Annotated in this window: 4 protein-coding genes; 1 reads left to right on the top strand and 3 read right to left on the bottom strand. The window is 68.3% G+C overall.

The window, feature by feature from the left end; translation table 11 throughout:
• Together AB3X43_RS07175 and AB3X43_RS07180 are read right to left on the bottom strand one after the other, a co-directional pair.
• A partial coding sequence (locus AB3X43_RS07175; protein WP_369429175.1) for an amidohydrolase occupies positions 1–451 on the bottom strand: 451 nt, incomplete at its 3' end.
• Between the two features lie 10 nt (positions 452–461).
• Positions 462–1466 carry a Bug family tripartite tricarboxylate transporter substrate binding protein gene (locus AB3X43_RS07180; RefSeq protein ID WP_369429176.1) on the bottom strand — a complete coding sequence of 335 codons (1005 nt, stop codon included), beginning with the start codon at positions 1464–1466 and terminating at the stop codon, positions 462–464.
• A 125-nt stretch (positions 1467–1591) separates the two neighbouring features.
• Between AB3X43_RS07180 and AB3X43_RS07185 the strand changes: the two genes are divergently transcribed.
• Entirely contained in the window at positions 1592–2506 is a 915-nt protein-coding gene (locus AB3X43_RS07185) for a LysR family transcriptional regulator (protein WP_369429177.1), read from the top strand.
• Between the two features lie 30 nt (positions 2507–2536).
• On the opposite strand, the gene AB3X43_RS07190 is transcribed toward AB3X43_RS07185, so the two are convergent.
• Positions 2537–3100 (bottom strand): cupin domain-containing protein (locus AB3X43_RS07190; protein WP_473965078.1); only part of this gene is annotated, 564 nt, incomplete at its 5' end.

Consider the following 3100-nt stretch of genomic DNA (forward strand, 5'->3'; position numbering starts at 1 on the left):
ACAATCCGTCGGCCATCATGCGCAGCGCGCCACCGCCGCCTTCTTCTGCCGGTTGAAAGATCAGGTGCAGCGTCCCGTCGAAGTCGCCGTGCGCTGCGAGGTGGCACGCCGCAGCCAGCAGCATCGCAGTGTGGCCGTCGTGTCCGCAGGCGTGCATCAGACCAGGACGGACGCTGGCCCAGGCAGCGCCGGAGGTTTCCACGATCGGCAGCGCGTCCATGTCGGCCCGCAGTCCGAGCCGCCGCGTTCCCGTGCCACGTGCCAGCCGCCCGACCACGCCTGTGCCGCCGACACCAGACTCGACGTCGTAGCCCCAGCTGGCGAGCTTGTCGGCGACCAGTGCGGCGGTGCGGTGCTCCTCGAAGGCGAGTTCGGGGTGCTGGTGGAGCTCGCGGCGCAGGCTGACGAACTCGCCGATCCGGGCGTGCAGCGCCTCGCGCAGGTACGTCATGGCGTGGGGCTCACTGGGCTTCGAGCTTGATCGCCTTGGCGATGGTGCGGAAGCTGGCGGTCTGCGACTCGTATTCGCGCGCCGCGTCGGCCACCGACAGCGGCGTGGCGACCATCAGCCCTTGCTTCTCCAGTTCGATCCGCACGACCGGGTCGGCCAGCACGGTCGCCAGCGCCTTGTTCAGCGCCTGCACGACGGGCTCCGGCGTGTCCTTCTTCACCAGGTAGCCGGTCCAGATGTTGTAGGCGAAGCCCTTGACGCTCTTGCTGTCATTGATGCTCGGGTAGGCCTTGAGAAACGGGGCCTCCACCTTGCCGGCGGGCGCCAGCGTGCCGAGGAACTTGAGACGCCCCTGGTCCACCAACCCGACGGACTGCAGTCCGGTCACCAGCACGGAGATGTCCACCAGATCCGCCCCCATGTCCTGCAACAGCGGCGCCGCACCCTTGTACGGCACATGGGTCATCTCGGCGCCGATGGTCTGCGCGAAATGGGCACCGAGCACGTGGTAGAACGAGCCGTAGCCGACACTGCCGTAGGTCAACGGCTTGCCCGCCGCGGCGGATTTCTTTGCCAGCGCGACCAGTTCGTCGACGTTGTTGGCCGGCAGGCCTCTGCGGGCGTGGATCGTGATCGGAGCAACGCCGATCATCTGCACGAGGCGGAAATCCTCCGACTTGAACTTCACCGCCGCATTGGCCAGCGGAGCGAGGATCAGCTCGTTGGGGGAACCCTGGAACACGAGGTGCCCATCCGCCGGCGCCGCCAGCACCCTCTGCGCGGCCAGCGCCCCGCTGACACCGCCGAGGTTCTCGATGATGACTTGCTGCCCGAGTGCCTTGGTCAACGGCTTTTCGACGATGCGCGCGATCACGTCCGACAGGCCACCCGCCGGGTACGGCACCATCAGGTTGACCTGTTTGCTCGGGTAGGTCTGCGCGATCGCGGAGGTACCGGCCAGGCACAGGCCGGCGAGCAGGACAAACGCGCGGCGGGGGAAGTTCTTGCGGTGCATGGGCGGTTCTCCGGGAGGCTCTTCAGGGGGGGATGCTTCATCGTAGAACTCGGCAAGTCAGGCGTCCAATGCATTGTTTTCAGACTTATGATGAATCGAAATCATGGTTCAACGCCGAGGTCCGCATGACGCTGGTTCAACTCAAGCACCTGATCGCGCTGGCGGAAAGCGGCTCGTTCAGCCGTTCGGCCGAGGTGCTGTGCCTGACCCAGCCTGCGCTCAGCCGCAGCATCCGCGCGCTCGAGGACGAGCTGGGCCAGTCGCTGTTCGACCGTCTCGGCCGCCACAGCGAACTCACGCCCTTCGGCCGCGAGGTGCTGGCGCGTGCACGGCAGGTGGTGCTGGATGCGGACGAGTTGCTCGACAGCGGCCGGCGCATGGGCGCGGGCGAGGCGGGGGTACTGCGCATCGGCCTGGGCTCCGGGCCAGGCGCCATGCTGATGACGCCACTGCTGATGACCGTGGCCGAGCGCCATCCCGGGCTGCACGTGGACATCTCGCGGGCGACGACCGCGCTGCTGGTGCAGGCGCTGCGCGAGCGGTTGCTGGATGCGCTGATCGTGGATGCGCGCTCGTTGGTCCCCGCACCGGATCTGTGCCTGGACACGGTGTCGGAGATGCGCGGAGCGTTCATGTGCAGACACGGGCACCCGCTGGCCGAGCAGGGTGCGCACACCGGGCGTGTCACCTTCGCCGAGGTGCAGCGTTTTCCGATCGCCTCGACGCCGCTGAGCGACGAAGTGGCGCGGGTGCTGATGGAGCGCTACGGTCCGCAGGCGCACCCGGCGCAGTGCGTCACGCTGCGCTGCGAGGAGATACCGAGTCTGGTGGAGGTGGCGCGGTGCAGCGACGCCGTGCTGATCGCGATCCGCGCTGCCGGGCCGCAGCTGGCGGAGTTGCCGATGCAGCCGCCTCTGGCCGCCAGTGCCCGGTTCGGGCTGGTGACGCTGGCCGGGCGCACACCGGCGCCGGGACTGGCGATCGTGCGCGAGCGGATGCAGGCCACGTTGAGGGATGCCGGGCCGATCTTGCGCGTTTGACTGGCGCGGCAGCGCCGATGGTTCGGGGGTTCAGGCGCGGACTTCGTAGACGCCCAGCTTGCGGTGCAGGGGTGCTTCATCGGCCATGAACACGAACGCGGGCTGGTCGACGGACAGGTTGCGCAGCGTCACGCCGGTGTAGCCGGGGGCGCAGCAGGTGTCGGCTTCGGCCAGCGTGAAGTTGCGCGGGCTGTGTGCATCGACGGCCACCTCGACGCGCCCTTCGATCAGGTGAAAGACGCAGGCCGGCGAGCGGGCGGGGAGCGACAGCGTCTGGCCAGGGCGCAGCATCAGGGCGTAGAAACCGAGGATGTTCTCGGCGTCCTCGCCCGTTTCGGGGTTGACGTAGGTGATCTGCACCGAGTCGAGGTCGGGCTGATCGTTGGCGAGGGCGTCAAGTGCCGCGCGGGTCTCGACCCAGGGATAGCGCAGCATCGGATAGCGCTTGCCACTGCGGCCGAACACCAGCGTCGGCACCAGGCCAGCGCGCTGGTAGGCGCGGTCGCCACGGCCGGGCTTGACCGCCTGCCGTCCGCCGTTGAGGTGGTAGCTGGCCTCCATGTAGTAGACCAGCGGCAGGTCCAGCACATCCAG

Origin of the sequence: Sphaerotilus sp. (genome assembly GCF_041083715.1) — a bacterium.
Classification (GTDB): domain Bacteria; phylum Pseudomonadota; class Gammaproteobacteria; order Burkholderiales; family Burkholderiaceae_C; genus Sphaerotilus.

Bases quoted from the DNA above. Each gene is read 5' to 3' on its own strand.
- AB3X43_RS07185 (WP_369429177.1), top strand. From the start codon at position 1,592: ATGACGCTGGTTCAACTCAAGCACCTGATCGCGCTGGCGGAAAGCGGC.
- AB3X43_RS07180 (WP_369429176.1), bottom strand. From the start codon at position 1,466: ATGCACCGCAAGAACTTCCCCCGCCGCGCGTTTGTCCTGCTCGCCGGC.